The organism is Falsiruegeria mediterranea M17 (genome assembly GCF_900302455.1).
Taxonomy (GTDB): domain Bacteria; phylum Pseudomonadota; class Alphaproteobacteria; order Rhodobacterales; family Rhodobacteraceae; genus Falsiruegeria; species Falsiruegeria mediterranea.
Genome location: NZ_ONZG01000007.1, coordinates 174,860 through 198,387 on the forward strand (window position 1 = coordinate 174,860; position 23,528 = coordinate 198,387).

The window sequence follows — 23,528 nt, forward strand, 5'->3', positions numbered from 1 at the left end:
GAAATAAATTGACCCAAGCGATCACAGTTTGAAAAGGTTTCCGAAAATCAACAGGGCGGGCGCCAAGCGAAAAAGGCGCCCGCCTTGGATTTGCGCCAGCTCTATGCAGGCAAGTCGACCCGGGTTATCGGCCCAGCCCCATAGCGCGACGAAACCTGCGCCACCTCAATGGCCAGCGGCGCGCCAGAAGCATCCGAGGCTTGCTGCGCCGCGGTATAGGTCCACTCTGATGAGCCGACCGTGGTTTCGCGCACCACCGTGGCGCCCTCCATCACACGCACCAGATAGCTTTCGCTTTCCTCACCCAACGGAACATCCAGCCCCGACCAGTCGTCCCCTTCGATCCGGGTGCGGCGAATCCAACTGACGCCAATACCGCCCGAGCTGTCCTTGACCGCGCGCAGGTGCGTTGGTGCATAGGGCCGCAATCCGTTGCCGTCAAAGGCCTCGATCCGATGCAGATAGGACGGGTCGTCATAACCGCGCCGGGCCGGACCAATGCGATAGTGCCGCGCGATACGCCGCTGTGCACTTTTCAACGGGATCTGGTCCACGCGCCCATCAAGCAGTACGAATACCGATCCTTCCGGCCACACATCAGGCATCAGGGCATCTGTGCCCGCCTGCCCCCGCAACCTATCTTTCAGGACATAGGTCTTGGGTCCGACCAGTTCAGCGGTTTGGAACTGAAACAATTCCCAATTGTCACTCGAACCATCACCGATGGCACAAAGGTTGGCACCACCCAGAACAGCCTCGAGCGTTTTGCTTTCCAGATCACCCGAGATAAGTTTCACCTGCAACCCGTCGCCCTGATCCCAAAGCCCTGGGGCGGCTTTGCGTAAAGCCGTCTGGGTCGTGCCGACCACGGCCCGCGCCGCAACAACCTCGTCCAGCACATAATCCGCATCGCTGCCTGACGAATAAATTGCCGCCGTCCCCGGCCACGGATCTGCCGTGACTGCGATATGCGGGGTGTGAGGTTCCTCATCGCCGCTGAGCAGGGGCAAATCCAGGAAGTACGGCAAAACCGGCAACGGCGGCACAAACTCACGCAAGGTGGGTTGATCGTCGGCCATTTCGAACGGCTCATAAAGCTTGGACTCGGTGCGCACCGCATCGATCAACTGGCTGTCCGACTGCTCGACCCGATCAATCCGGTACAGACCAGGTTCGACAACCTGTGTGCCATCCAACTCGACGACATCGCCCGCGCCCAAATCCAGCTTCGACAATGGCAAGGCAAAGCGTACCTTGTCGCGCGATACCCGCGCTTCGGCCAGCCAACGCTCAACAGTCTGACGCCCGTCGGCGCGCGACATGGCCAGGGGAAACTCGCTGGTCGACACAGCGTGTGTCGCGTCGTCGGCCAAGACCGCCTCTTCCGAGACCACATCGTGATCCGCCCCGGCCTGCACAAAGCGCAAACGCACGCGACCACTCATTTCGGCCTCTGCATCCCGGCTGTGTTCGACCGAAGCCGAGAGATCACCTGAGACGGCAAAGTCATCGTCTGCGATCTTGACTGATTGGCGCAAGCCACGCGGCACGAATTGCAATTTGCCGTCCCGGTCAATCGCATCAAAGCCGTATTTCAGCATAAGAGGTTGCAGCGCCGACCGCGCATCCCCCACCGCGTCCAGGGTATAGCCTATGACGATGCCGTGCAGCTCGCTGACGTCAAAGGCTGTCAGCCCGGATCGGCGACAAATCTCGGACACAACCGAGGCCAAAGTCCGGCTGCCGCTGCGTCCGTTGAGCCAATGCCCACGCGAGTAGTTTTCCCCATCGCTCCAAAGTTTGGCATTGTTTGGAAACGCCGGATAGGGTCGCGCGTCCCAAGACCAAACAAAGGCATTGCTCATGTCGATCATCGAACCATCGTATGCGCTGGACGACGGATTGTTGGCAGCGTCGGACCAATACCTCAGCATGACCCGCAGATATTGATGTTGGATCAGATCGTCGCGGAAGCCGTTCGAGAAGTGCGGCAAGCTCGATTCAGACGACTTCGGATCAAGGAACTTGTTGGGCTGGTTGGTGCCCTTGTCCACAGCCGCGCATCCCAACTCTGTGAACCAGATCGGTTTTGATTGCGGCACCCAATCGGTCGCTTGGGCCTGACGCACCCCGTCTATACGCTCGTGGTGGGTATTCGACCACCAACCGCGCAAGTCCTTGTAACGCCAGATCCAGGGCTCCTGATGGGCCTGATCTTCGATCGTGGTGCGGATCTGGGCCGCACGTGCCTCGGGCGAGTGATAGTACCAATCGAACCCCTCGCCGCCTTCGATGTTGGCGGCCAGATAGCCCTCGTCATAGATGCTTTTCCAACCTGCTTGAGCATCGCGATGATCCTCATCATCGCGCCAATCCGACAGCGGCATGTAGTTGTCGATGCCGATGAAATCGATGTTGTCATCGGCCCACAGCGGGTCCAGGTTGAAGTATCGGCTGCCCGGCTCTGAAGCGGGCTGATAGCCGAAGTATTCGGACCAATCCGCTGCGTATCCGATTTTGGTCTCAGCCCCCAGCAAGGCACGGGCCTGCGCGGCCAGGTTCTTCAACGCCGCAACCATTGGAAAGCCACTCGCGCCCCGGATCTGGGTCAGTCCACGCAGCTCGGAACCGATGCAAAAGGACGCAACGCCGCCTGCCGCCGCGCAGAGTGCGGCATAATGAAGGATGAACCGGCTAAAGGTCCACTCGTTCGGCCCGACATAGTTCACAACGCCATCGCCAACGGTGAAATCGGCCGCCGAGGCCGTGCCCACAAAGGCGGCGACCTGCGCATCAGCATCAGCGGTCTTGTCGGGGCTGCCGTCTTGTCCCGGAGCCTTGCTCAGGGTGATCCGGCCGCGCCAGGGCAATTTCGCTTGGTTGTCCGCCGTGCTCCAGGGATCGGGCAGACCGTTGTCTTCCAATTGATCCATCAGGATGAACGGGTAGAACATCACCCGCTTGCCACCGTCGTTGAGGTGACGGATCGCCTCGACCACCGAGGCATCCGCAGGCGTCGCACCATAGACCGGGCGGTCGTCGACCCGCGCGACTTCCTTGGCGTTCCCTCGCGCCAGGCCGGCGACCGTCCAGGGCATGTTGATCCCTTCGATGGTCTTCTTCCCAACCTTGGGTTCCAGCTCACAAGACCCGCACCGCAGGTCGCCCCCGAACCAGGACACGACCAGAGAGGCCGCCTGACATCCCGGCAGTTCATCCGACAGCGCATCCATCGAGGTCACAAAATCGCTTTTACCCGAGGGGGAGTTCACATTGGCCGCCCAAGTGCTGCCAGGACCGTCAGAATAATTCACCTGCGAGGTCGCCAACGCATATTCACCCGTGCCCGGAATGATCGCAACGCCCTGCACTGCTCGCGCAACCCCATCTGCAAACGCCAGATCATCCCGCTGCTCTTGCCGGACCACCTCGAAGGAAAACTGAGGCACTCGGTTGCCAAACTGATCAAGCGGCAAATCTTCGAGGACCACATAAGCCGTGCCGCGATAAGCCGGAACCTGCCCCTCGCCCTCGACGGCCTCGATCACAGGGTCTGGCAGTTGATCCATCGAACCGGGATAGACCCGCATGTTCAGATCGTCGACGGCCACCTCTTCACCATCCGCCCAGACCCGACCAATCGACGCGATCTCGCCTTCGCAGATGGCAACCGCCAGCGAAACGCTATAGCTGAAGGTGGTCGTCTTTGGTTGCGGGCGCGAGCCTTTGCCCCCGCCACCGGTTGTGGTCGAAGTCTCTTTGAAATCCGAGGCCCAGATCACTTGACCACCGGCGCGCACGCGCCCAAAAACCCGCGCGACCGAGGCCCCCTCGCCGGTTTGCGTCAGGCGAAAACGATCGACGCGACCGGTTTCAACAGCCGCGCCGCCGCTCCCCAGCAAACGCTGATCGATCACACGGCCAACCGTCGCACCAACGGCGCGCCCGACAATGCCGGTGGCAATGCCCGCGACCGTGCCGCCAACCGAACCGCCAAGTGCGGCCCCTGCCGCAGAAAGAAGAATGGTCGCCATCAGTTACCCTCCAGTGGAAATTTGAAACGCGTGACCAGCCGCTTGGACCACGGCAGGCTCAAGCGGCTTTCGACCACGCCGTGGCCGGAATAGGCATGCACAAATCGGGCGTTCTCGGCCTCGGTGACGATGCCCACATGTTTGGCAACCGATCCCTGTCGCATGCGAAAAAGCAGGACATCGCCCGCCTCGATCCCACCCGTGCGAACCTCGGTCAAATGCTTACAGGCCGCGGCCCACATCAGTTCCTCGCCCTGTGGCTCGGACCAGTCCATCGAATAGGCCGGAACCTGCTCGGGCTCTTGCCCGAACAGTTCCCGCCAAACCCCGCGCACCAACCCCAGGCAATCGCTGCCGGCCCCCTTGGTCGAGGCCTGGTGCACATACGGCGTGCCGATCCAGGATCTGGCGACCGAGACGATCTTGTTTTGCTCAGGTGTCACCGCAGGCTCCCCCCGGTGTTGCGACCGGTTTGCTTGGGAACAGCCATCACCCAGTCTTCGGTCGGGATATCGGGAAAGCCCTGAAAGTTCAGCAAGTTGTTGAATTTCAACCGGCAAGTTTCCATCCGCTTGTCGCAGCCTGCTAAAAGTTTGACGCTATCGCCCGCTTGCAAGCCACCACGCATCGGCTCCCACAGGTGAATGACACGGGTTGCCCCATCTGTCACATCGCGTTTTATTAGACCCCATAGCCCCTTGGCCGAGCCCGACAGAACACTCAATCGGCCGCGCTCGAACCAGCAAGGCTCGAACCCAGGCAGTTCATTCCAGCGTAGAACCAAACCATTTTCGATGACCTCAACCTCACGTTCGACCGTGTAACCGGGTGCGCTGGTATCAAACTGGCAAGACCCATCGCCCAAAACCGCAGTACAGGGTTTCTGAAAGATCCGACCCGTTGGCTGGTTCAAGGCCTCAGTCAAGCCACGCAACTCGGCCTGAAATGCATTGCCCGACCGCCGCAACTCGCCAATCGTGCCGCGAAACTGCAGCCAGCGCATATCCGTGTCGTCCCAGTTGACCAACCAGGCCTTGACCTCGGCCCCGTCGAAACGCCCCGCCTCGATATCCTCGGCCTTGACCGAGATATCACTGATCGCGCCCAAGGCTTCGGTATTGTCCACCGACAAGCCGGTGCTTTGCTCGACCGCCAGAGCGGTCAGGCCCGTATCAGCCTTGAAATCCAAACCGTCAAAACTCAATGTCCGGTCGTGATCTGTGAACCCGTATTCCTGCCCATCCGTCCGACGAATGGCCCAGCATCGCGCCAGAGTCGTCAACCCGGTCTGCAGATGTGATTTGAAACGTTCATCCATTGGTCTGCTCACACCCTTACTTCGACGACGGGCACATTCGGCACATCACCGGCTTGAAAGCTCGCAACGCTCGTCTGGATACGGTCGGTGTCAAACCGCACGGGCACGTCAAATTCAAAGCCCGCCACGATCGGCAGTTCCTCGGCCGGCGGGTGGACAAAGATCACCTCACCCGTGTTCAGATCCAGGGTGTAATCCACAGCCTCTTTCAACTCATCCTGTTCGACGCCCACCTTCACGGAACCCAGAACCGGTTTGGCAATCGGCCGCTGATAGATGTATTCGCCCGACCGATAGCTCTTGATCAGCTGAAAGCGTGTGGTCTCACCGTCGCCTGTGGCAATCACTTGATCGTCAAACGCCACCTCACTTGTCGCCCGCGAGGTCTTGTAGTCGGACCAATCCTTCCAACGGAACCCGAACATCTGCCCCTGACGCGCCTCATAGAAGGCAATCAGCGTCTCGATATCATCCAATGACCGCATTCCCAGGCCCGCGTCATAACGGCGTCGCGAATGCGCCCAAGGTGTGTTTCGCTCTTCGAACCCGTTGGCCAGGGTCACGACCTCGGTTCGACGCTCCGGCCCACCAACCGACCCAAAGCTCAGGTTGGCGGGAAATCTCACCTCATGAAAGTTCATGTCTCTCTCCCCGATTTAGCGGTTGCGGTTGCCGCGGTTCAGCGCGCGCGTCATCTGCGCGGCGATCTGCCCCTGCGAGCGCTGAAAGCTCTGCGCGTCCGGTGTCGAAATGTTCATGACCACGCTCACAGGCCGCCCCCCGCCCGCGCTGCGCACGCCCAGCTTGCCGTCGGCACCTCGGGTTAGTGGCATGATCGCTTCCGGCCCAGCTTCTCCCATCAGGCCAGTACCGCCGCGCATGGGAAAGGTCACTGGCCCATTGACGACGCCACCGTTGGTAAACGGCATGACCCGACCCTGAGAAAAGCTGCCACCCTTGGCAAACCCAAACAGCCCGCCAACAAAGTCGCCAATGCCGCTGGAAATCGAGCCCGAGATGCCATCAATGACCGGGTTCACCGCCGCATTGTAAGTCGAGCGCACAACAGAATTGGCTGCATCCTTCAGCACATCCGACAGCTTGCCGCCCTCGAACACCAAATCCTCAAACGCGCCTTTAAGACCCGACCGCATGCCGCGCTCGAGCCCGGACATGTCCTTGACCAAACCGGCCAGCGCCTTGTCGGTCGTCTCGGATGCGCGACCCAGTTCGGCCAAGCTCATATTGGTGCCACGCACCGCCTGGGATGCGCTCTCGCTGGCTTCTTCCAGCTCGATAAAGCTCTCACTCTCCGCCATCACATTCTCCATCTCTCTGGCCGTTCTTCTGGTCGGGATAGGCCTCAAGCAGCGCATCCAGACCGGCCCGGTTCAGCGGGGCGTTCGCCCCGTCCTGGCCCAGCATCAACCGCAGTTCAGCAGGTGTCAGACGCCAGAATTGCTCTGGCGTCAGTTTCAATCCGTACAGCCCGGCCCGCATAAGGGCGGGCCAATCGAACTTGCTCATGCCTTGTCCGGCAAAACAAAAGACCGCGCCAACAGCGTTCCCGCGGCACGCGCGGCAGCCATCGGCCCACCTTCGATCTCGGCCTGCAGCAGGTCGGCGCGCTCAAGATCAGCGCCGCCGCCCCGCAATCCCGCCAGGATCAACGCCAGCACATCGCGGCTTGAAAACTCTGCCTCTTCAAACCGCTGCACCAACTCGATGAGCGAGCCGCACTCCAGGCTGTCTTCCAATTCGGCCAATGCGCCCAGCGTCAGCTTGAGCACCCGCCGCTCTCCATCGATGGTCAAAGCCACCTCTCCCGTCCACGGATTGGCCATCGGATCAAAGCGCCGTAAAGTTCAGCGCGCCTGCGCTTGCCAGGCTCAGTTCATACGTCGCCTCGCCATTGTGCGAACCGGCGTATTCGATCGCAGTCACCTGGAACGGCCCCTCCACGGTGCCAAAGTCCGGGATGATCACCTGAAAGGCCGGTGTCACACCGTCAAAGAACAGCTGACGCGTGCGTTCATCGGTACTTTCATCCTTGAACACCCCCGAGCCCGAGATCGAGGCCGACTTCACTCCCGCGCCAGAAAGAAGCTCGCGCCAACCACCCTGGCTCTCCAGGCTGGTCACATCCACGCTTTCCGCATTGAAGCTCACCCGCGTGGCCCGCAGACCGGCAACTGTCTCGAACTGGCCTGCGCCGTTCATGTCCACCTTGATCAGCAGGTCTTTTCCGTTTTGAGCACCCATATCGTTTCTCCAATGATAGGTTGATTAGTTGTCTTCCACGCGGGCGTGGAACCTCAGGTCGATCTGGCGAAACTGACCGGTCGAACCGGTTTTCTTGGCCGTGGCCCGCTCGAACCACAGGCCAACCACACGGCCCCTCGTCAACGTCAGCGAGGCGTTGCGCAGCGCATCCCCGATCGCCACCGCCAACTGCTTGGCGGACGCAAAGCCGGATGCCTCGGACATCACCGTGACGGTAAACCGATGCCGCGCACCTTGCCCGGTCTGATCAGAGGCATCGCGCACATCCTCCGGCCCCAGCAGCACATAGGTTTGCGGCAAGGTTCCCGCAGGAAGCGCGTCATAGATCGCGTCCCCAACCAGGGCTTCAATTGCCGTATCGGCCTGTAAAAGGTCATAAACCGCGCTTTGCAGCGCTGCCGCCGCTCCATAGCTCATACCGCCACCTCTTCATCTGCAAAACACGTCAGGTACATCCGCGCGGGATCACGCTCTGCTACTGCGCGGATGACAAACACTCGGTCGCCTTCCCGAAACCGCTGATCAGGCGACGGCCGACTGTCGGCCCCCATCGGCGTGTTGCGCACGACGATCTTGAACCGCATCTGCGAGCGGGCAGCACCGCCAACACGGCGCTCGGACCCTGTTCGGGCCGAGACTTCCGCCCAAAGCTGACCGGCCGCAGTCCAGGTCTCGTTGAACCCTCCAGCGCCATCGGCCACACGCTCGGGGCGCTCCAACGTCAAACGACGGTTCAGATGCGGCCGCTTCATTGCGCTGCTCCCAAGCCAAAGCGCACCGTGCGATATCGCTGTATCAAGCTGGTCACGCCAAAGGGCATGCATCCGTCGCTCAACGCGGTCTCATCACGGTATTCGTAGTAGTGCGCCGCAAGCAGCAGCACCGCGTGGCCCAGATCCGCAGGTAACCCGCCCCAATCCGAAGCCATCCCGGCGCTGAATGTGATCTTGGCCGAACCACCCGTCGCAATCACAGACAACAAGGCTCCAGCCGGGCGCAAGCGCGGGTGTTGGCTGTCTTTCTCCAAGCGATAGTCCTCGGGGGCAACAACCGCCTCCACTCCCGCCGCATTTGACACCAACAAGGCCGATATTTCGCGCACTGGTGACACCGGTAGCACTTCGCCCGCACGGTCGCGCCAGCTGTTCACACTCCAGGAAAAATCCCGCGTGATCAGCACCTTGCCTATGCGGGCCTCGATGGCGGCAATCGCGGCCACCAGAAACCCACGCAGCGCGGCATCCTGAACCGTGTCATCGGCAAAGCCGCTGCCCAACCGCATATGCGCCTTGAATTGTTCCACCGGCAACGCCGCCACCGGGATCGTGGTTTCTTCGATCAACATCATCGCGTCTCTCCGCAAGCTCGGGGCCCAAACGGGCCAAATCCTTTGGCTATCTGCGGGCACACGCCACCTCACGTTGCTCGGACGGAGGGGAGCAGCTAGACAACGCAAGGACCCATTCCCGGCGCATGCCCGCCCCGGGACCGGCGAACCGGCCCCGGTATCAGCACTGCTTAGGCAGTGCCGAATTTCAGCAGCTTGATCGCAGCAAAGTCGCTCACGTCGCCGCCCACGCGCTTGGTGGCATAGAACAGGACATGCGGCTTGGCGCTAAACGGATCACGCAGCACACGCAGATCCGGACGCTCGGCGACGGTGTAACCCGCAGCAAAATCACCAAAGGCAATGGAATAACTGTCAGTCGCCGCATCTGGCATATCCTCGGCGATGACCACCGGATAGCCCATCAGACGTGCAGGCTCACCCGCCGCCAGACCATCCGACCACAGGAAACGACCGTCAGCGTCCTTCAGCTTGCGGATCAAACCGGCAGTCTTCGAGTTCATCACAAAGGCACCGTTGGCGCGGTATTGCGCACCCAGGGCATAGACCAGGTCAACGATGTCATCGGCATCCACGCCACCGGCAACGCCCGAGGCGACATAGCCGATATTGCCCCAGCTCCAGGTGTCGTTTTCAACTGTGGTGTGGTTCAGGAAGCCGCGCGGTTTGTCTGCGCCGTCACCATTAATAAATGCATCCGCCTCGGCCCGAGCGAACTTGTCCGCGATGCGACCGGCCAGCCAGCCTTCGATGTCGAATGCGCTGTCATCCAGCAGTCGCTGCGATGCCTTGGGCAACGCCGACAGCTCGTGCAGCGGGATCGAGATGCGGTCGATCGACGGCGTGCCAGTCTCAACAGTCGCAGTCGCCTCATCAGCCCAGCCTGCGCCCACATCGGTGTGGTCGATCAGAACGTCGAAAGAGTTCGCCTCGACGTTCACGACATTGGCGATAGAACGGATCGACGCGGTCGATTTCAGAACCGATTTGACGGTGTCCGCGGTTTGCGGATCAACCAGATAGCCACCATCGCTGTTGACGGCAGTCGACAGCGACTTGCCTTCCATGTCCAGGCCGCGCAGGGCGTCATCGTCACCCGAACGCACATAGGCGTTGAACGCTTTTTGATGGGGCGCACCTTCGTCGATCGAGGCGGCAAGATGCGGACGTGCCGCGAATTGAGATTTACGATCCAGCATGGTAAGTCGCTCTTCTGTCTGTTTCAGTTTGGTTTGAACTTCGTCTTGAAAGCCCCTGAATTCACTTACGAAGCCGGTCACTGCCTGCTTCACATCATGAACCAGGGGCGCACCCTCTCCGGCCAAGGCCGCGATATCGGTCTTGCTCATCAGCACGTCCTTTTGTTGGGTGGGATTGCGGCGCCGTTACCTGCGCGCCATTTCCTGCCGGGCGCTGTCAAACACCTCGGCAATGCTGCGCCAGGCGTCTTCGGCATCCAGGGTTGTCCCCTTTGCCGCTACCCGCGCACTGGGAAGCATCGGGAACGTCACCAATGACACTTCCCACAGCTCCAGTTCCGTCAAGAGCCGCTGGCCCTTGTCATTCTTGCTGGCCCGCTTGGTGCGATAGCCAATCGACAGCCCATCAATCGCACCCGCCTGGATCAACGCCGCCGCCTCACGCCCCTTTTGCGTAGTCTCCAGCAGCCGCCCCTTGACCCACAGACCCTTGTCATCCTCGCGCACCTCGTCCCAGACCCCGATGGGTTGTGCCGGATCATGCTGCCACAGCATCTTGACCCGTTGTCCTGTCTCGAACAGCGCCTTGAGAGAGGCGCGATAAGCGCCCTTTTGCACGTTGTCGCCGCCCTGGTCGGTCTGCCCAAAGAGGCTCGCATAGCCTTCGATCACAGCATCATCCGTGACGGTCAACCCGTCGCCGAACCGCGCGAATTTGTGCTCAAGTCCAGTATCAATTTCCATGAGGTACTCCTCGTAACCCATTGATGTTTCAGTTCGCCGCAGCAGTAAGAACCGATTGAAAGGCCTGCGCCAGGATCACCGCGACAACGCCGTAAACCGTCAACCAAAGCCGCTTTTCCAACCGCTCCATCATCTCTTCCAACTGATCCAAACGACGGTTGATGTGCTCAAGCTGGATCGTCACCACCCGCTCATGCGCCGCCAGCTTCAGCCCCGGCGCACATTCAAACGGTGGATGCCCATCAGCCATCCGTGTCACCGGTCACCGCTGGCAACCCCAACAGGGCTCGCTTTTCGGCATTCGTCAGGAAATCCGCACCGGTCACCCGCGCCCATTGCGCGTCGCGCTCGGAGGCCAGGGCTGGCACTTGATCCAGATCCGGTTTCAACATCAGATCCTCGCCATTGAACCCTGAAAGCCACTCGGCCAGCGCCGCCGCCACCCGCGTCACCAGAGGCAGAACGGTCAGGCGATAGAACGCTCTATTGGCCTCCTGATAGTTCGAATAGGTCGCGTCACCCTGGATGCCCAGCAACATAGGCGGCACCCCAAAGGCCAGCGCGATCTCGCGGGCGGCGGCTTCCTTGGTCTTCTGAAACTCCATGTCGGAGGGCGAAAAGCCCATCGGCTTCCAATCCAGGCCACCCTCCAGCACCATCGGACGTCCCGCATTGCGCGCGCCCTGATAGTTGGCCTCAATCTCATCGCTCAAACGACGGAACTGATCCTCGGCCATGACACCCTGCCCGTCGCCACCGTTCCAAACCAACGCACCAGACGGCCGCGCAGCATTGTCCAGCAGCGACTTGGACCAGCGCGAGGCGCTGTTGTGCACATCCACCGCCATCGCCGCCGCCTGCATTGGCGCAAAGCCGTAATGATCATCTTGCGGATGGAACGACTTGATGTGGCAAATGGCCTGCGCATCAAACCGGTGCTTCTTGGCACCGACGGTGTAGTCAAATGCCACCGGCCATCCATCGGCCCCCGGCACAACCGCCATCCGGTCCGAACGCAGCACATGCAGCTCCAGCGGCAGACCATCCTCGGCCTGTACCGCCTCGACATAGGCATTGCCCGAGAGCAGCAACTGCCCAAACAGCGCCTCCATCAGTTCGGCCCGTCCCTGTGCCCCGTTGGGCCGCTTGATCAGCGACAACATCGGATGCACGTCATAACGCTGTTCGCGATCCTGCAACACCAACGGCAGCGCCGCCGCCGCCTCGGCGATCAGCTTGACCGACCGGAACCCAACCGGGTTGCCCGAAAAGCCGGTCCGCGTCAGCGAAGCCGTGTCCCGCGGGCTCCACGCCACGCGGCCACCGGTCTGCCAGGCCACAATCGGACCCGCCGCGCTTGCCTTGCTCTCAGGCGCTTTGCCCCCGGCCCCATTCCCGGCACCACGTCGCAAGAAATCGAAAACCATATCTGATGCTCCTATCTGCTCACCGCTGCGCCGGACGCGCCGCTCGGCCTGTTGAGGAGAGTTATCGCTGAAGATTGTTGAAGGCTTGGAAACAGTGCGAACGCTGCTGCCGCAACACGCTAGATTTCGATGTCAGCAGGGAAACAAAGGGCTGTCATACCCGACGGTCAACCTTAGTTTCCAAACGTGTTGGTGCGCGACACAGCCTAAGCAAACAGCCACCGCGCAAACCTCAACCGCTCACAACACCCGCACACGTGGCCGCCGAAACTGCGCCGCCGGTGCAATCATCAGCTCATGCATCGCCCACACCAACGCATCCACGCGGTCCGGCGATCCTTGTCCCTCAAACCCATGCGCTGTCATCTGGCACATCTGTTCCTCCAATTCGGACAGATCCCCCACATGCCGCACCTTGCCCTGCTCGTACAAAGCCGCCACCGGCTCTGCCCGTGCCACCTTGCCGCGTGACGCATGAACTGCCTTGAACGGCACCAAAGGATCGATCTGGCGAACAACTTCCTCGACCAATTGCCCGCCCTGGTTAACCTCGGCCACCAACCGCTCAGCCCCGAACTCATCCATCGCCGCAATCGCCGCCGCGGCCCACCCTGACGGCCCCTTGCCGCGCACTGTTCGGTCTGCCAGCACATAACCGCGCCAATCCTGCGGTGGCCCCTTCATCTGCACGCCAGCCACCACGATCCCGCACTCATCCGCTTGCGCGCCGGACGTCACAGACGGGTCAATCGCCACCACAACCCGATCCAACGTCGGCGCTTCAGCCTTGCGCGCTCGTTCCAACTGTTCCGATGACCACAAAGCACCCTCAGCATCCTGCAACAGAACGCCGTCCAGTTCCTGCCGCCCCAACCGCGTCCCCGCATAGCGCGCGCGGACCTCCTCCAGAAACGACGCCGCAAGATTGGCGCGGTTCGCCTCAGTCGGCGCATGAGTCGTCACGGTGGACGGAGACTCCAGCAGCTGCTTCAAAACGCCAACATTTCGCGGCGTTGTCGTCACGCAAACCTGCGGTCGCTCTCCCAACCGCAGCGCAAACTGCAACATGTCCCAAGTTTCCCCCGCCTTTTTCCATTTCGCCAACTCATCGACCCAAGCCCCATCAAATTGCGGCCCCCGCAGCCCCTCGGGGTCATGCGCCGAAAACGCCTGCGCCTCGGCCCCGTTGGGCCAGATCAATTTGCGCTCGCTTGCCTTCCATGTCGGGCGGCGGTCCGGGGGCGAACACTGCAATATCCCGCTGTCGCCAAAGATCATCACGTCCCGCACCTGATCGAACGTCTCACCGATCAGCGCCACGCGTTTGCACTGGCCCTTATCCAGCGGCTTGCTCCCCTCAATGATCGAACGCACCCACTCCGCACCCGCACGCGTCTTGCCCGCACCGCGTCCGCCCATGATCACCCAGGATCGCCAATCTCCATCGGGTGGCAGCTGATGCGGCATCGCCCAGAACTCAAAAAGGAAAGGGAGGGCGCAAAGCCCTCCCTCCCCAATCTCACTCAGAAATGTCTCGCGTGTCGCAGCAGGTGCGGAGGCGAGCCAACCTGCACCCGACCTCAAACCGAGCTCGGTCAAGGTCGAGCGCATAGCCTCCTTGAGCAATTCCGGCCTGTCTGTTGTGTTGTTCGACAAAACTCGTCTCCACTTTCTGACAATTGTTGATCAGCGTATTGACCGATCCCAACTGCTTGCTGGTTCCAGCAAGATCTGCATCCTCCCCGGTCTCGATCTGCTTGCGCAGGTCTTCCGCCGCTTGCCGCAAATCGCGAATGGATCTCTCCAGGGACTGCAAAAGTTCAGCCGTCTGCGAAATCCGCTCCTCCGGGGTAATCAAAGTCATGTGTGCTTTGGACCTCATGCGTGAGTGATCTCCGCACGAGAGAAACGAAAAAACGGCCTCCGGATCATCTCCGGGGCCGTCTGCCCACTTCTTCTAGCATGACACAACCTATAGCTGATACAGGGCGCTCTGTCAAGGTTTCACGCAACAGCCGCAACACCTAAGCGTTCGATATCATTAATGAATTCTTAAGTTTAACGGAAAAGGGCGGCCTAAGCCGCCCGTTTCAATTGTTGTTTCTTTCGGCTTCGATCTCGCGCCATTTGGCCACGTTCCGATTGTGCTCTTGCAGCGTTTCGGCAAAGGCATGACCGCCAGTACCGTCCGCGACAAAGAAGATGTAATCCGTCTCATCCGGAGCAACCGCAGCCTCCAGGCTTGCCAGTCCCGGGTTGGCAATCGGAGTCGGCGGCAAACCGTCAATCAGATAGGTATTCCAAGGTGTTATACGGCGAAGCTCACTGCGACGCAGACCGCGCCCCAACACGCCTTGCCCCTTGGTGATGCCATAGATCACCGTCGGGTCCGTTTGTAGCTTCATGCCCTGGTTCAGACGGTTGGTGAACACACTTGCCACCTGCCCACGCTCCTCGGCAACACCGGTTTCCTTCTCGATGATCGAGGCCAGGATCAACATCTCTTCCGGGCTATCCAACGGCAACCCATCCTGGCGGCTTTCCCACACGGCATTGATGCGCAGTTCCTGCTTTTCCTGCATTTGAGCCAGAACTGCGCCCCGTTGGGTACCGGGAGACACCTCATAGCTATCTGGCGCCAGCAACCCTTCACGTGGAATTTCGCTCACATTGCCTTCCAGCAGATCCAGCGCTTTCAGACCCTCAACGATCTGCCAACTGGTCACCCCTTCGGCAACAGCGATACGGTATCGTGTGTCCCGCTCGGCGCGCTTCTCACCATAGACTGCAGGAATATCTTCGGCCTTGGGGTCAAAAGAGGCCAACTCAACAAAGCGCTCCGTGCCTGGGTCCAGCTCACGGATCTGGGTTTGCAAGCGCGTCACACCGATGCGATAGACGATCTCGGTGCCACATGTGCTCGCACCGCCTTTGGTAATCTCCTCCACGATCTGCTCCATGCTGGAGCCTTCGTTGATCAGGAAACTTCCTGCTTTCAACTGGCTGGCCTTGTCAGCATAGTCCGCGCCCAGACGGAAAATCGTACCGTTCGACACCGCACCGGTACGCTCCAACTCGCGGCTTACCTGCCCCATGTTCGAGCCCGTCTTGACCCGCAAACAGATCGCCTGATCCAACGGCCCCTGGGCCGTATACTGCGACTGTCCCCACAGGATCACACCCGCAGCCAGAAACATGCCAACCACCAGAATGGTCAGCATGTTCGAGGCAAGAGACCGCCACATTAGTCAGGTTTCCCGAAGATCACGCTTGCGTTGGTGCCGCCAAACCCGAACGAGTTCGACAGGGCCACATCAATCTTGCGTTCACGCTTTGCATTTGGCGCCAGATCCAGCGGCGTTTCAACGGCCGGATTGTCCAGGTTGATCGTGGGTGGTGCCACCTGATCACGGATCGCGAGGATCGAGAAGATCGCCTCGATCGCGCCAGCTGCCCCCAACAGGTGCCCTGTAGCGGATTTGGTCGAGGTCATGGTGGCCTCGGCCGCATGCTCACCCAACAGCCGCTCTACCGCGCCCAACTCGATGGTATCAGCCATGGTCGAGGTGCCGTGCGCGTTGATGTAATCCAAATCCGACGGCTCCAGACCGGCGCTGCGCAAGGCTGCCCGCATCGAACGCTCGGCTCCATCGCCATCCTCGGACGGCGCGGTGATGTGATAGGCATCGCCCGACATGCCATAGCCCAGCACCTCGGCGTAGATCTTGGCACCACGCGCCTTGGCGTGTTCATAATCTTCCAGAACCACGATGCCTGCGCCCTCACCCATGACGAAGCCATCACGGTCATTGTCATAGGGGCGGCTCGCGGCTTGCGGGTTGTCCGCATATTTCGTCGACAACGCCTTGCACGCGTTGAAACCCGCGATCCCGATCTCGCAGATGCAGCCCTCGCCACCACCTGCAATCATCACGTCCGCATCACCTGCGCGAATGATCCGGCTTGCATCCCCGATGGCATGTGCACCGGTCGAACAGGCGGTCACAACCGAATGGTTCGGACCTTTGAACCCGTGACGGATCGACACCTGGCCTGAGGCCAGGTTGATCAGCGCACCCGGAATAAAGAACGGCGACACCCGACGCGGGCCCTTGTCGCGGATCAGGTTCGCGGTATTTGCGATCGATCCCAGACCACCGATGCCCGAGCCGATCAGAACACCGGTGCGCAGCTTGTCTTCTTCGTCCTCAGGCGTCCAGCCCGCATCCTGAACGGCCATATCGGCAGCCGCGATGGAATACAGGATAAAATCCTCAATCTTGCGCTGTTCTTTCGGCGGCATCCAATCATTGGGGTTGAACGTCCCGTCGGTGCCATCACCACGCGGCACTTCGCAGGCATAGGTTGTGGTCACACCCGATGCCTCTGCATCGAACAAGGTGATCGGACCCGCGCCCGATTGCCCATCCAGCAATCGCGACCAGGTTTCCTCGACTCCGCTGGCCAACGGTGTGACCAACCCCAAACCGGTTACAACGACTCTGCGCATGAACTGCCCTCTTGCCTGCTTGCCTTTGAAAACCGCTCATACCCCGCCCAAGGGTATGGGGGCAAGAGCAAGGGCCGAATTGACACAAGCGCAATTCGGCCCAACCGCCCAAATTGGGCCAAAATTCGCGCCCTCAAGGGGTGCGGTGCATTTTTTGCCGTGTTATTGGAACTCGGCCACCGGTTCTGGCCCCGGTTGCGACACCGACAGGGCCTCGGCCAAATCTACGGTCTTGCGGAACAGCGCCCGCCCGACCAACGTGCCCGAGATGTTGGGCAGATAGGTCAGCCGCGCGATATCATCGACGCTGCGCACGACACCGCTGGCAATCACCGGAGTCCGCGATTTCTCGGCCAGACCGGCAATCAGACCCAGCTGTGCCTCGACATCTTCCATGTCGCTGTCGATATCCGTCACCACGATGCCCGCAAAAGGCGTATCACCAAAAGCTTCGACAAAGCCCTCGGGCGTAAACGCGCTCGAACTGCGCCAGCCTTCGGTCATCACCTGCCCTTGCCAAACATCCACCGCCAGCACGATCTGGTCCGGGTGATGCTTGGCCATTTCCTTGACCAATTCAGGGTCCCGCGCAGCCAAGGTACCAACAACAATGCGCCCCGCGCCCTTGTCGATCCAATGCTCGATGGAATCGCGTGTACGCATGCCACCGCCCAGTTGAACCGGGATGCCGGCCGAGCGAATGATCTCTTCGACCAACTCGGAATTGGCATCGCTGCCATCAATGGCATCAAAATCCGTCAGGTGCATCCATTCGGCCCCGGCCGCAGCCCAGGCACGCGCAGTTTCCACCGGATCGACATGCCACAGCATAGCCGAATCCAAACGCCCCTTGTCCAGGGTCACGCATTTCCCCTGCTGGAGCTCCATGGTTGGGTAAATCATCATGAGCTTATTCCTCCGCTCAATGTGGCCACGCTCTAATCGAGTGTACCATACCGCGGAGAAACTGCGGACTATGCCCCAGTTTCGGCATCGTCCGTTCTGTTTGCGGCGTCAGAAGCTATTGGAGTTTCAAGACCGCGACGGGGGCCCGTTTCGCCGAAACAGTTCAACCTCGGTCCCCAGGAACTCGGCCGTGCGCAACGAGGTATACCCCAGTTTGCGCGCCAGCTTCACGGACGGCTGGTTGCGCGTATCCACCATTGCGACCAGAACACCGGGAATCACCCGGTCGAACCAATCATGCGCCGCCTGCACCGCTTCATAGCCGATGCCCTGGCCTTGTGCCTCGGGCAGCAGCACCCATCCAGCCTCGGGGAAAACGTCAAAATCTTCGCCCAAGGCCCGATCCTTGAAGAAAAAACCGGCCTGTCCGACCATCTTGCGTGTGCTTTGCAAGACGATGGCCCACTGCCCGAACCCGGTCATCTGCCAATGTCCTGCATTTCGCAGGAATGCGTCCCAGGCTTCGCCGCGCGTCTTGGCCTCGCCACCAATAAAGCGCACGACGTCAGGATCGGTCCAGATCTCGACAAACCGTTCGAAATCCTCGGGCCTGATACCGCTCAGGGTCACCCTGGCGGTGTTGATCATGGGAATATTGCGATTCATTGCGCGTGTGGTCTTGGTTGTTCTGCCTCACCACCACCGTGCATTTCCCGCAGGCTCAGGGCAAGCCGAATTCAACCACCCCAAATAAAAACGGCGCCTCCCCGCCGGGGAAGCGCCGTTTTTTTTGCTCACGACGAAGCTTAGGAGGCTTCGGTGATGAATTTGACTGCGTCGCCAAAGGTCTGGATGGTCTCGGCTGCGTCATCGGGGATCTCGATGCCGAACTCTTCTTCGAACGCCATGACCAGCTCGACAGTGTCCAGGCTGTCTGCGCCCAGATCGTCGATGAACGAGGCGCTCTCGGTCACTTTGTCTTCTTCAACACCCAGGTGCTCTACAACGATCTTCTTCACGCGATCTGCGACGTCGCTCATGTCAATTCCTCATTCATTCAGGGCACATGTGCCCGGTTCTGCCCTTGCCCGCTCGGGGTGGCTTGGTTTTGCCCGGTGCGGGCGGTTAAGGTCCCGGGGTTCCGGGCAACTGCGGAAACAGACCCCATCGCCCGTCCCCATCAAAGATGCGCCGCCTATAGCATAGACGGACGCAGAGGCAAACGATTTCGCCGTTTGCCCCTGCGTTGCGCTTACAACATGGCCATACCGCCGTTCACATGCAAGGTCGAGCCTGTGACATAAGCCGCTTCCGGGCTGGCAAGGTACAAAACAGCAGCCGCAATTTCACTTGCCTCACCCATGCGACCGGCCGGAACCTTGGTCAAAAGGCCCGCTTTTTGATCGTCGGTCAGCTTATCGGTCATGGCGGTGGTGATGAAACCAGGTGCCACGGTGTTAACTGTGATTCCCCGGCTGGCAACTTCGTGCGCGATGGATTTGGCCATACCAACCATGCCCGCCTTGGACGCTGCATAGTTCACCTGGCCCGGGTTGCCGATCGCTCCCACAACCGAAGAAATATTCACGATCCGTCCCCAACGCGCCTTCATCATGGGACGCATGACGCCACGGCACAGACGCATTGTGGCGCTCAGGTTGACGTCAATGACGCTCTGCCATTCGTCATCCGACATCCGCATGAACAGATTATCGCGCGTGATGCCGGCATTGTTCACCAGAATATCAACCGAACCCATCGCCTCGACCGCCTGTTTCGGCAGCGCCGAAACCGCTTCGGCATCGCTCAGGTTGCATGGCAGCACATGCGCGCGCTCGCCCAACTCATCGGCCAGTGCCTGCAGCGGCTCAACCCGTGTGCCCGACAGGCCCACGGTTGCGCCGGCGCCATGCAGGACACGGGCAATCTCGCCACCAATGCCACCAGACGCCCCGGTGATCAGGGCGTTCTTTCCGGTCAAATCAAACATAGTCATATCCTTCCTGCACCCCCGGCGTTAACCATGCCCCCAGGGGTGTGAATATTGCAAACATTCAAGAGTCGTTTTGAACGACCTTTTGCACATCTTCGGGTGTTCCAACCGCTTTCGAAGCGATCGAACGGTCAATTTTGCGGATCATGCCAGACAAGGCCTTGCCTGCGCCAATCTCCCACGCCTCGGTCACGCCTTGGGTAGCCATGTACTGCACGCTTTCGCGCCAGCGGACCGAACCTGTGACCTGTTCGACCAGCAACTGACGAATGGTGTCCGGGTCAGTCACGGCCTCGGCCAGCACGTTGGCGATCACCGGCACGGCGGGCGCGTTGATGGTGACACCTGCCAAGGCTTCGGCCATCGCATCCGCCGCAGGCTGCATCAGGGCACAATGGAACGGCGCGCTCACCGGCAGCATCACGGCGCGCTTGGCACCTTTTTCCTTGGCGATCTCAGCGGCGCGTTCAACCGCGGCCTTGGCGCCTGAAACCACAACCTGCGTCGGGTCGTTGTCGTTGGCGGCCTGACAGACCTCGCCCTGTGCGGCTTCTTCTGCAACAGCGCGCACAGCTTCCAGGTCGAGCCCCAGAATTGCAGCCATCGCACCCTCACCCACTGGCACAGCGCTTTGCATCGCCAGTCCACGGGTGCGCAACAAACGTGCGGTGTCCGCGACCGAAATCGCACCAGCCGCCGCCAGCGCCGAATATTCACCCAGCGAGTGACCGGCCACAAAGGACGCGGCACTTATTGTGACACCCTCGGCCTCCAGCGCGCGCATTGCCGCCATGGATGTGGCCATCAGCGCGGGCTGCGCGTTCTGCGTCAGCGTCAGTTCGGCAATGTCGCCTTCCCAGATCAGCGCGCTCAGCTTTTCCCCAAGCGCCTCATCCACCTCATCAAAGATGGCCTGCGCTGCAGGATAGGCCTCGGCCAGGGCCTTGCCCATGCCGGTGGTCTGGGCCCCCTGACCGGGGAAAACAAAAGCTGTGGTCATCGCGATCTTGTCCTGAACTGTCCAAAGTTGACGCACGGTTTAGACTGCCAAGCCCGGCCGCACAAGCAAATGCACAAGAACGCCTGCGGCCTGCACACAAGCACCGCATCTGTGCAGCATTGCATATTGTACGCCGCGTCATCACAAGTAGGGTGGCCACAAGGATTACACAGGAGCACTCCCCCATGTCCCTCTCCAACTCCTTCCAAAGCTACGGAGGTGTGGCCAAGACGTTTCACTGGCTCACCGCACTGCTGATCCTGACGGCCCTGCCCCTTGGCCTGATCGCCGACAACCTGGCCGAAGCAGTCATTGATCCCGCCATCCCCAGCACTGATGCGGATGTGGCACGTGCAGCGCTTCTTTTCTCACTACACAAGACCGTGGGTGTCACTGTCTTCTTCGTGGCGCTCCTGCGCATCCTCTGGGCGCTGACGCAGCCGAAACCCGGTCTTCTGAACGCCGACCACAAACTTGAGGCGTTGGCTGCAGAAACCGTGCACTGGCTGCTTTATGGTTCGCTGGTCCTCGTTCCGCTCACCGGCTGGATTCACCATGCCGCCACCACAGGCTTTGCACCGATCTGGTGGCCCTTTGGTCAGAACCTGCCGTTTGTGCCCAAGGACAGCCATGTCGCCGAGCTGTTTGCCGGGCTGCACTATGTCCTGCAATGGGTTCTGATTGTGGCCCTGGTTCTGCATATCGCAGGCGCGGCCAAGCACCACGTGATCGACCGCGACATGACCCTGCGCCGGATGCTGCCCGGTTCAGCAGACCTGCCACAGCCGCCCGCACAGAAACACTCACTCCTGCCGCTCCTATGCGCCCTGATCCTGTGGGGCGGTGCTTTGCTGGGTGGGTCCATGATCGGTGCCTATTCCCATACAACAGACCAGGCCGAAGTGGCCGAGCTTGAGGCCGTGCAATCCGACTGGCAAGTGACTGAGGGAATTCTGGCCATCACGGTGCAACAATTCGGCAGCCCCGTGTCGGGTGCCTTCGCTGACTGGACCGCCGCCATCACCTTTGACGAACCCAGCACACCAGGACCGGCCGGTACGGTCGATGTCACGATCGCGATCGGTTCGCTGACATTGGGGTCGGTCACAGATCAGGCCATGGGCGCGGACTTTTTCAACGCCGAGGCCTTCCCCACCGCAACGTTCAAAGGTGAGATCACCAAGACCGAAACCGGGTACGAGGCAACCGGCCCGCTCACCATCCGGGATCAATCGGTGCCGATCACCCTGCCCTTTGCGCTCGACCTGCAGGACAACTCCGCCACCATGACGGGCACGCTGCAGCTCAATCGCCTGGATTTTGCTGTGGGCGCTCACATGCCAGACGAAGGATCGCTTGGATTTGGCGTAGACGTGGACATCAACCTGACCGCAACACGCGGTCAGTAACCACCGGCACAAAAGAAAAGGGCCGCCAGATCCTCTCTGGCGGCCCTTTCTTGTTTCTGACGAGAGGCGCTTAGTCAGCCTTCATCGCTTCGATCGAAATCTTCAGGTTTACTTCATCACCGACGAAGGGCGCGAATTTGCCCAAGTTGAAGTCGGACCGAACCAACGTGGTGGTGGCATCAAAACCGGCCCAGGGCTTGCCTGCCATCGGGTGCTCACCAACCTGGTTCAGCTTCGCGTCCAGAACAACCGGCTTGGTCACGTCGTTCAGGGTCAGATCACCGGTGATCTTGGCCGTGCCATCGCCGGTTACTTCGATACCGGTTGACGTGAAAGTCACCAGATCACCCTCTTTGGCGCCAAAGAAATCTTCGGACATGAAATGGCCGTCACGCTGTTCCCAGCCGGTGAACATCGACATCACGGGCATCGACACCGAAACTGAAGAGTTTACCGGATCTTCCTGATCGAACATGATCTCGCCTTCGAACCCCGAGAACATGCCGTAGGTGGTCGAGAACCCAAGGTGGTTGTAGTCGAACAGGATCTGGCTGTGGCTGGAGTCCAGTACATACTTCTCAGGGGCCGCAAGGCCCGCGGTTGCAGCAGTTGCCAAGGCGGCGGCCAGCAGGGTGGTTTTCATTGGAAAGGCTCCATGCATTGAATACGCAAAAATCAAGCGGCCGCTTCACGACCACGTGAAAAGAGATGTGCCGCCCAAGGGCGGCATACAAGTCTCAATTATCCAACAGAGTCTGTTCCCAGATGAACAACCCGTGATCTGGGCCAAATTCAGCTGGCGATATTCACCATACCGCTCAGTTGCGTGCGCAGAGCCTGACGCACCTCTGTCGAGGCCAGCGGCAATCTCATCAGGATAGAGCCATCGACATCATAGAGGTCCATCTGGCGCTCGTGGAACTTGACGCTGCCCAGGCTTTCATAGCTGCGGCGCAGGACTGTTTGCGGACGGCCACGGTTGTTCTTTTGCAGAACGCGCACCTCGCGGCGGATCGGGTCGAAATAGGCGTCAGGCTGATTGTCCACATGATGCATCATCAGCAGAACCATGCCACAAAGCAGCAGAAAGAACGACAATCCCAGCTTCATCACGATCAGGTCTGGATCAACGGACGTACCGGGCATGACCCACATGCCTGCCGACCCAAGGATCATCGCGGTTCCGAAGATACGGAAGATCACGGTCCGAATGGGCCAGTTGGGTGCAAAGGTGATCATCAAGGGGACGGTTTCCTCAAACGAGGGCATCGCCAAAGGCTGTTGAAGTACTTGCTGTTGAACCGCAGTCATGTCTGTCGTGTCCTGTCGCACTATGCTCCTGAGACGGGCCAATCCC

General features: G+C 60.3%; 27 protein-coding genes. 1 reads left to right on the forward strand and 26 read right to left on the reverse strand.

The window, feature by feature from the left end; translation table 11 throughout:
- Window positions 1-101 precede the first annotated feature (101 nt).
- The 24 genes from TRM7615_RS14765 to fabD form a co-directional block, all read right to left on the reverse strand.
- Window positions 102-4,034, reverse strand: coding sequence for a baseplate multidomain protein megatron (locus TRM7615_RS14765; protein ID WP_108788856.1), 3,933 nt, complete (start codon window positions 4,032-4,034; stop codon window positions 102-104).
- Complete coding sequence (locus TRM7615_RS14770; RefSeq protein WP_108788858.1) at window positions 4,034-4,477, reverse strand: NlpC/P60 family protein; 444 nt, start codon at window positions 4,475-4,477, stop codon at window positions 4,034-4,036. Before TRM7615_RS14770 ends, TRM7615_RS14765 begins: the two co-directional genes overlap by 1 nt.
- Window positions 4,474-5,352, reverse strand: coding sequence for a phage/gene transfer agent baseplate hub protein (locus TRM7615_RS14775; protein WP_108788860.1), 879 nt, complete (start codon window positions 5,350-5,352; stop codon window positions 4,474-4,476). The genes TRM7615_RS14770 and TRM7615_RS14775 overlap by 4 nt, the downstream gene beginning before the upstream one ends.
- 8 nt (window positions 5,353-5,360) lie before the next feature.
- Window positions 5,361-5,993 (reverse strand): DUF2460 domain-containing protein, encoded by a 633-nt coding sequence (locus tag TRM7615_RS14780; RefSeq protein WP_108788862.1) that lies wholly within the window; start codon window positions 5,991-5,993, stop codon window positions 5,361-5,363.
- A 15-nt stretch (window positions 5,994-6,008) separates the two neighbouring features.
- Window positions 6,009-6,671, reverse strand: coding sequence for an RcGTA-type gene transfer agent tail tape measure protein (locus TRM7615_RS14785; protein ID WP_108788864.1), 663 nt, complete (start codon window positions 6,669-6,671; stop codon window positions 6,009-6,011).
- On the reverse strand, window positions 6,658-6,879 hold the full coding sequence (locus tag TRM7615_RS14790) for a rcc01693 family protein (protein WP_108788866.1): 222 nt from the start codon (window positions 6,877-6,879) through the stop codon (window positions 6,658-6,660). Before TRM7615_RS14790 ends, TRM7615_RS14785 begins: the two co-directional genes overlap by 14 nt.
- Entirely contained in the window at window positions 6,876-7,196 is a 321-nt protein-coding gene (locus TRM7615_RS14795; protein WP_108788868.1) for a gene transfer agent family protein, read from the reverse strand. The genes TRM7615_RS14790 and TRM7615_RS14795 overlap by 4 nt, the downstream gene beginning before the upstream one ends.
- Window positions 7,197-7,200: 4 nt before the next feature.
- Window positions 7,201-7,614 carry a phage major tail protein, TP901-1 family gene (locus TRM7615_RS14800; protein WP_108788870.1) on the reverse strand — a complete coding sequence of 138 codons (414 nt, stop codon included), beginning with the start codon at window positions 7,612-7,614 and terminating at the stop codon, window positions 7,201-7,203.
- 24 nt (window positions 7,615-7,638) lie between these two features.
- Window positions 7,639-8,052, reverse strand: coding sequence for a DUF3168 domain-containing protein (locus TRM7615_RS14805; RefSeq protein WP_108788872.1), 414 nt, complete (start codon window positions 8,050-8,052; stop codon window positions 7,639-7,641).
- A complete protein-coding gene (locus tag TRM7615_RS14810; RefSeq protein WP_108788874.1) occupies window positions 8,049-8,387 on the reverse strand; it encodes a phage head closure protein in 339 nt (112 codons plus the stop codon). Before TRM7615_RS14810 ends, TRM7615_RS14805 begins: the two co-directional genes overlap by 4 nt.
- Entirely contained in the window at window positions 8,384-8,983 is a 600-nt protein-coding gene (locus TRM7615_RS14815; RefSeq protein WP_108788877.1) for a head-tail connector protein, read from the reverse strand. The genes TRM7615_RS14810 and TRM7615_RS14815 overlap by 4 nt, the downstream gene beginning before the upstream one ends.
- A 170-nt stretch (window positions 8,984-9,153) precedes the next feature.
- Entirely contained in the window at window positions 9,154-10,332 is a 1,179-nt protein-coding gene (locus TRM7615_RS14820) for a phage major capsid protein (protein ID WP_108788879.1), read from the reverse strand.
- Window positions 10,333-10,368: 36 nt separating this feature from the next.
- Complete coding sequence (locus TRM7615_RS14825; protein ID WP_108789108.1) at window positions 10,369-10,926, reverse strand: HK97 family phage prohead protease; 558 nt, start codon at window positions 10,924-10,926, stop codon at window positions 10,369-10,371.
- A 28-nt stretch (window positions 10,927-10,954) separates the two neighbouring features.
- Entirely contained in the window at window positions 10,955-11,176 is a 222-nt protein-coding gene (locus TRM7615_RS14830; RefSeq protein ID WP_108788881.1) for a GTA head formation protein, RCAP_rcc01685 family, read from the reverse strand.
- Window positions 11,169-12,353 carry a phage portal protein gene (locus tag TRM7615_RS14835; protein ID WP_108788883.1) on the reverse strand — a complete coding sequence of 395 codons (1,185 nt, stop codon included), beginning with the start codon at window positions 12,351-12,353 and terminating at the stop codon, window positions 11,169-11,171. The genes TRM7615_RS14830 and TRM7615_RS14835 overlap by 8 nt, the downstream gene beginning before the upstream one ends.
- A gap of 240 nt (window positions 12,354-12,593) precedes the next feature.
- Entirely contained in the window at window positions 12,594-13,964 is a 1,371-nt protein-coding gene (locus tag TRM7615_RS14840; protein ID WP_108788884.1) for a DNA-packaging protein, read from the reverse strand.
- Window positions 13,873-14,217 (reverse strand): hypothetical protein, encoded by a 345-nt coding sequence (locus TRM7615_RS14845; protein ID WP_108789110.1) that lies wholly within the window; start codon window positions 14,215-14,217, stop codon window positions 13,873-13,875. Before TRM7615_RS14845 ends, TRM7615_RS14840 begins: the two co-directional genes overlap by 92 nt.
- A gap of 226 nt (window positions 14,218-14,443) precedes the next feature.
- Window positions 14,444-15,598: an endolytic transglycosylase MltG gene (mltG, locus tag TRM7615_RS14850; RefSeq protein WP_108788886.1), complete on the reverse strand. Its 1,155-nt coding sequence runs from the start codon at window positions 15,596-15,598 to the stop codon at window positions 14,444-14,446.
- Window positions 15,598-16,863 carry a beta-ketoacyl-ACP synthase II gene (fabF, locus tag TRM7615_RS14855; RefSeq protein WP_108788888.1) on the reverse strand — a complete coding sequence of 422 codons (1,266 nt, stop codon included), beginning with the start codon at window positions 16,861-16,863 and terminating at the stop codon, window positions 15,598-15,600. Before fabF ends, mltG begins: the two co-directional genes overlap by 1 nt.
- 162 nt (window positions 16,864-17,025) lie before the next feature.
- A complete protein-coding gene (locus TRM7615_RS14860) occupies window positions 17,026-17,769 on the reverse strand; it encodes a 1-(5-phosphoribosyl)-5-[(5-phosphoribosylamino)methylideneamino]imidazole-4-carboxamide isomerase (protein WP_108788890.1) in 744 nt (247 codons plus the stop codon).
- A 126-nt stretch (window positions 17,770-17,895) separates the two neighbouring features.
- The gene (locus TRM7615_RS14865) at window positions 17,896-18,435 is read right to left on the reverse strand and encodes a GNAT family N-acetyltransferase (RefSeq protein WP_108788892.1); all 540 of its coding nucleotides are present in this window, start codon (window positions 18,433-18,435) and stop codon (window positions 17,896-17,898) included.
- Between the two features lie 140 nt (window positions 18,436-18,575).
- The gene (locus tag TRM7615_RS14870; RefSeq protein WP_108788894.1) at window positions 18,576-18,809 is read right to left on the reverse strand and encodes an acyl carrier protein; all 234 of its coding nucleotides are present in this window, start codon (window positions 18,807-18,809) and stop codon (window positions 18,576-18,578) included.
- A gap of 212 nt (window positions 18,810-19,021) precedes the next feature.
- Window positions 19,022-19,759, reverse strand: a complete 738-nt coding sequence (gene fabG, locus TRM7615_RS14875; RefSeq protein ID WP_108788896.1) for a 3-oxoacyl-[acyl-carrier-protein] reductase — start codon at window positions 19,757-19,759, stop codon at window positions 19,022-19,024.
- Between the two features lie 64 nt (window positions 19,760-19,823).
- Window positions 19,824-20,762 (reverse strand): ACP S-malonyltransferase, encoded by a 939-nt coding sequence (gene fabD / locus TRM7615_RS14880; protein ID WP_108788898.1) that lies wholly within the window; start codon window positions 20,760-20,762, stop codon window positions 19,824-19,826.
- A 185-nt stretch (window positions 20,763-20,947) separates the two neighbouring features.
- Here fabD and TRM7615_RS14885 point away from each other — a divergent pair, with 185 nt between their 5' ends.
- Window positions 20,948-22,171 (forward strand): cytochrome b/b6 domain-containing protein, encoded by a 1,224-nt coding sequence (locus TRM7615_RS14885; protein ID WP_108788900.1) that lies wholly within the window; start codon window positions 20,948-20,950, stop codon window positions 22,169-22,171.
- Between the two features lie 70 nt (window positions 22,172-22,241).
- Here the strand turns inward: TRM7615_RS14885 and TRM7615_RS14890 are convergent, their stop codons facing one another.
- Together TRM7615_RS14890 and TRM7615_RS14895 are read right to left on the reverse strand one after the other, a co-directional pair.
- A complete protein-coding gene (locus tag TRM7615_RS14890; RefSeq protein WP_108788902.1) occupies window positions 22,242-22,814 on the reverse strand; it encodes a YceI family protein in 573 nt (190 codons plus the stop codon).
- A gap of 149 nt (window positions 22,815-22,963) precedes the next feature.
- The gene (locus TRM7615_RS14895; RefSeq protein ID WP_108788904.1) at window positions 22,964-23,482 is read right to left on the reverse strand and encodes a hypothetical protein; all 519 of its coding nucleotides are present in this window, start codon (window positions 23,480-23,482) and stop codon (window positions 22,964-22,966) included.
- Window positions 23,483-23,528: the final 46 nt, after the last annotated feature.

Bases quoted from the DNA above. Each gene is read 5' to 3' on its own strand.
- TRM7615_RS14765 (WP_108788856.1), bottom strand. From the start codon at position 4,034: ATGGCGACCATTCTTCTTTCTGCGGCAGGGGCCGCACTTGGCGGTTCG.
- TRM7615_RS14775 (WP_108788860.1), bottom strand. From the start codon at position 5,352: ATGGATGAACGTTTCAAATCACATCTGCAGACCGGGTTGACGACTCTG.
- TRM7615_RS14780 (WP_108788862.1), bottom strand. From the start codon at position 5,993: ATGAACTTTCATGAGGTGAGATTTCCCGCCAACCTGAGCTTTGGGTCG.
- TRM7615_RS14785 (WP_108788864.1), bottom strand. From the start codon at position 6,671: ATGGCGGAGAGTGAGAGCTTTATCGAGCTGGAAGAAGCCAGCGAGAGC.
- TRM7615_RS14790 (WP_108788866.1), bottom strand. From the start codon at position 6,879: ATGAGCAAGTTCGATTGGCCCGCCCTTATGCGGGCCGGGCTGTACGGA.
- TRM7615_RS14795 (WP_108788868.1), bottom strand. From the start codon at position 7,196: ATGGCCAATCCGTGGACGGGAGAGGTGGCTTTGACCATCGATGGAGAG.
- TRM7615_RS14800 (WP_108788870.1), bottom strand. From the start codon at position 7,614: ATGGGTGCTCAAAACGGAAAAGACCTGCTGATCAAGGTGGACATGAAC.
- TRM7615_RS14805 (WP_108788872.1), bottom strand. From the start codon at position 8,052: ATGAGCTATGGAGCGGCGGCAGCGCTGCAAAGCGCGGTTTATGACCTT.
- TRM7615_RS14810 (WP_108788874.1), bottom strand. From the start codon at position 8,387: ATGAAGCGGCCGCATCTGAACCGTCGTTTGACGTTGGAGCGCCCCGAG.
- TRM7615_RS14815 (WP_108788877.1), bottom strand. From the start codon at position 8,983: ATGATGTTGATCGAAGAAACCACGATCCCGGTGGCGGCGTTGCCGGTG.
- TRM7615_RS14820 (WP_108788879.1), bottom strand. From the start codon at position 10,332: ATGAGCAAGACCGATATCGCGGCCTTGGCCGGAGAGGGTGCGCCCCTG.
- TRM7615_RS14825 (WP_108789108.1), bottom strand. From the start codon at position 10,926: ATGGAAATTGATACTGGACTTGAGCACAAATTCGCGCGGTTCGGCGAC.
- TRM7615_RS14830 (WP_108788881.1), bottom strand. From the start codon at position 11,176: ATGGCTGATGGGCATCCACCGTTTGAATGTGCGCCGGGGCTGAAGCTG.
- TRM7615_RS14835 (WP_108788883.1), bottom strand. From the start codon at position 12,353: ATGGTTTTCGATTTCTTGCGACGTGGTGCCGGGAATGGGGCCGGGGGC.
- TRM7615_RS14840 (WP_108788884.1), bottom strand. From the start codon at position 13,964: ATGCGCTCGACCTTGACCGAGCTCGGTTTGAGGTCGGGTGCAGGTTGG.
- TRM7615_RS14845 (WP_108789110.1), bottom strand. From the start codon at position 14,217: ATGACTTTGATTACCCCGGAGGAGCGGATTTCGCAGACGGCTGAACTT.
- mltG (WP_108788886.1), bottom strand. From the start codon at position 15,598: ATGTGGCGGTCTCTTGCCTCGAACATGCTGACCATTCTGGTGGTTGGC.
- fabF (WP_108788888.1), bottom strand. From the start codon at position 16,863: ATGCGCAGAGTCGTTGTAACCGGTTTGGGGTTGGTCACACCGTTGGCC.
- TRM7615_RS14860 (WP_108788890.1), bottom strand. From the start codon at position 17,769: ATGATGATTTACCCAACCATGGAGCTCCAGCAGGGGAAATGCGTGACC.
- TRM7615_RS14865 (WP_108788892.1), bottom strand. From the start codon at position 18,435: ATGAATCGCAATATTCCCATGATCAACACCGCCAGGGTGACCCTGAGC.
- TRM7615_RS14870 (WP_108788894.1), bottom strand. From the start codon at position 18,809: ATGAGCGACGTCGCAGATCGCGTGAAGAAGATCGTTGTAGAGCACCTG.
- fabG (WP_108788896.1), bottom strand. From the start codon at position 19,759: ATGTTTGATTTGACCGGAAAGAACGCCCTGATCACCGGGGCGTCTGGT.
- fabD (WP_108788898.1), bottom strand. From the start codon at position 20,762: ATGACCACAGCTTTTGTTTTCCCCGGTCAGGGGGCCCAGACCACCGGC.
- TRM7615_RS14885 (WP_108788900.1), top strand. From the start codon at position 20,948: ATGTCCCTCTCCAACTCCTTCCAAAGCTACGGAGGTGTGGCCAAGACG.
- TRM7615_RS14890 (WP_108788902.1), bottom strand. From the start codon at position 22,814: ATGAAAACCACCCTGCTGGCCGCCGCCTTGGCAACTGCTGCAACCGCG.
- TRM7615_RS14895 (WP_108788904.1), bottom strand. From the start codon at position 23,482: ATGACTGCGGTTCAACAGCAAGTACTTCAACAGCCTTTGGCGATGCCC.